General features: G+C 75.1%; 3 protein-coding genes. All 3 read left to right on the forward strand.

The features are described from left to right. Positions 1-537: 537 nt before the first annotated feature. Genes BAW75_RS07575 through BAW75_RS07585 form a run of 3 tightly spaced genes read left to right on the forward strand, consistent with a single transcriptional unit; the run spans position 538 to position 2621 of the window. A complete protein-coding gene (locus tag BAW75_RS07575; protein WP_409073106.1) occupies positions 538-1689 on the forward strand; it encodes a class E sortase in 1152 nt (383 codons plus the stop codon). A gap of 3 nt (positions 1690-1692) precedes the next feature. Beyond that, on the forward strand, positions 1693-1965 hold the full coding sequence (locus BAW75_RS07580; protein WP_030500496.1) for a hypothetical protein: 273 nt from the start codon (positions 1693-1695) through the stop codon (positions 1963-1965). Between the two features lie 5 nt (positions 1966-1970). Continuing rightward, entirely contained in the window at positions 1971-2621 is a 651-nt protein-coding gene (locus tag BAW75_RS07585) for an aminodeoxychorismate/anthranilate synthase component II (RefSeq protein ID WP_064448127.1), read from the forward strand. The last annotated feature ends 6 nt before the right edge of the window (positions 2622-2627 follow it).

A 2627-nucleotide genomic window follows, 5' to 3' on the forward strand; every position in this document is an offset into this window, starting at 1 on the left:
CCACGGAGCGCCCCGCCACGGACCGCCCCGCCGTCGACCGCCCCACCACCGCCCGGCCCGCCACGGTCCGCTCCGCCGCCCTGGCCGGGCAACCAGGCCCATCCGCCGGCCGGCCCGCACCACGTCGAGGCCGACAGGCGGTTCCGCCCCTCCGCCGGCGGGATTCCCGAATCCGGGTTCCAGCCCTCCGGTGGCAGAGTTCCCGAGTCCGGGTTCCAGCCTTCCGATGACGGGATCCCCGAGTCGGCGCCCCGGTCGCCCGGCAGTCCGGGCGCGGGCGGGTCCGGCCCGGCGCGTTTCGCCGGGCCGGCCGGACCCGGCACCGGCCAGCCGGGCGGTCCACCGCAGCACACGGCCGCGCCCCAGCGCGGGCCCGGGATGCGTCCCGCCACGCCGGTCGACGTGCCGCCCCGCACCGGTGAACGCCCGGCACGACCGGGCGACGTCCCGCCTCCGGCCGGAGAGCGCCGGGCACGACCCGGCGATGTCCCGCCTCCGGCCGATGAGCACCGGGCGCGACCCGGCGATGCCCCACCTGTGCGGGACGAGCGCCAGGCGCGGCCGGGCGCGTACGGACCGGCGGCGCACCAGAATCCCGCCCGCCCGGCCGGCGGCGCGCTCCCGCCTGAACGCGGTGTGCGCGGGGCCCAGCCGCCGCACACCGGCCCGCAGCCGTGGGAGAACGGAGGACGTACGCCGGGAGGCGAGGGACGGCAGGCGGCCGGCGCGCCCGGCGTACCCCGGTTCGGCGGCCCGGCCGACGCGGACCGGACCCCGCCGGCCGACCCGGCAGCGACGGCGGTGCTGCCCGCCGTCACCCGGCCGCCCGCCGACCCCCGGATGGACGCCACCGGGCTGATGGGCGCGGTGCCTCCGGCGCCGGACGCGGCGGACAGCGGCGACGAGCCGTCGGCCGAGCCGCCCCGCCCCCGGCGCGGCGAGCGGGTGGTGCAGTTGCGGCCCGAGCAGACCGGCGAGGGCTACCGGAGCGTCTACTCCGAGCTGACCCGCCCCAGCGCCGGCTCCCGGCTGCGCACCGTCGTACGCGGCGCCGGCGAACTGCTCATCACCTTCGGCCTGGTGGTGCTCCTCTTCGCCGGCTACGAGATCTGGGGCAAGGCGGTCATCGTCGACGCCCACCAGAGCGACCTGAACAGCCAGCTCGCCCAGGAGTGGGGCGCGGACCCGACGGTCGCCCCGACCACCGGGCCGACCGTGAAGCCGAAGCCGCCGGCCAACGGGAAGCCGGTCGCCGGCCTCTACATCCCCAAGTTCGACAAGCACTGGGTGGTGGTCGAGGGGGTCACCCCCAACGACATCCGGTACGCCCCGGGCCGCTACCCGGACAGCGCCATGCCCGGCGAGGTGGGCAACTTCGCCGTGGCGGGCCACCGGATCCGCTCCACGTTCTGGCGGCTGGACGAGCTGAAGACCGGCGACGCCATAGTGGTCGAGACCCGCACCGACTGGCTCGTCTACCGCGTGTACGAGCAGCGCATCGTCAAGCCGTCCCAGGTGGAGGTGGTCGCACCGGTGCCGGGCAAGCCGGGCCAGAAGCCCACCGAGAAGCTGCTCACGCTCACCACCTGCAACCCGAAGTTCGACAACTACCAGCGGCTGATCATCCACGCCCGGTTGGACACCGTCCAGGCCAAGTCGGCGGGCCGCCCGGCCGAACTGGAGACGTGAGCCGTGTACTCCTGGATCTGGCGGAAACTTCCCTTCGGGCTGCCCGGAAAGCTGATCGGCTCGCTGCTGCTGGCCACCGCCACCGTCGCGCTGCTCTGGTTCGTGGTGTTCCCGTGGGCCGAGCCGCTGCTGCCCTTCGACGACGTGCAGGTCACCCAGGACTCCGGCGTACCGGGTGACGGCGGGCTCACCGAGCCGACCGGGCTGCCCGGCGACGAGGAGCTGCCGTACAGCACCGAGACGAACAACGCCCCGCCCCCCACCCCGAACAGGTGACCCCGATGCGTGTCCTGGTGATCGACAACTACGACTCGTTCGTCTTCAACCTCGTGCAGTACCTCGGCCAGCTCGGGGCCGACTGCGACGTACGGCGCAACGACGAGATCGACGTCGCCGAGGTGGGCCGGGCGGGCGCCGGTGGCATCCTGCTGTCGCCCGGTCCGGGCAGCCCGGACCGGGCCGGCATCTGCCTGGACGTCATCCGCGAGTACGCCGGCAAGCTCCCGATCTTCGGCGTCTGCCTCGGTCACCAGGCGATCGGCGAGGCGTTCGGCGCCACAGTGGCACGCGCGCCGGAACTGCTGCACGGCAAGACCTCCGAGGTACGCCACGACGGCGTGGGCGTGCTCGCCGGCCTGCCCGACCCGTTCACCGCCACCCGTTACCACTCGCTCGCCGTACTGCCCGAGACGCTGCCGGACGAGCTGGAGGTCACCGGCCGGACCGGCTCCGGCGTGGTGATGGCGATGCGGCACCGGACGCTGCCCATCGAGGGCGTGCAGTTCCACCCGGAGTCGGTGCTGACCGAGGGCGGTCACCTCATGCTGGCGAACTGGCTGGCCGCCTGCGGCTTCCCGGAAGCGCTGGAGCGTGCCCCGGAGCTGGCCGCCGAGGTCGACGCCCGCCGCCGGGCCGCCTTCGCCGCAGCCTGACCCGCC

Origin of the sequence: Micromonospora chalcea (assembly GCF_002926165.1) — a bacterium.
Lineage (GTDB): Bacteria > Actinomycetota > Actinomycetes > Mycobacteriales > Micromonosporaceae > Micromonospora > Micromonospora chalcea.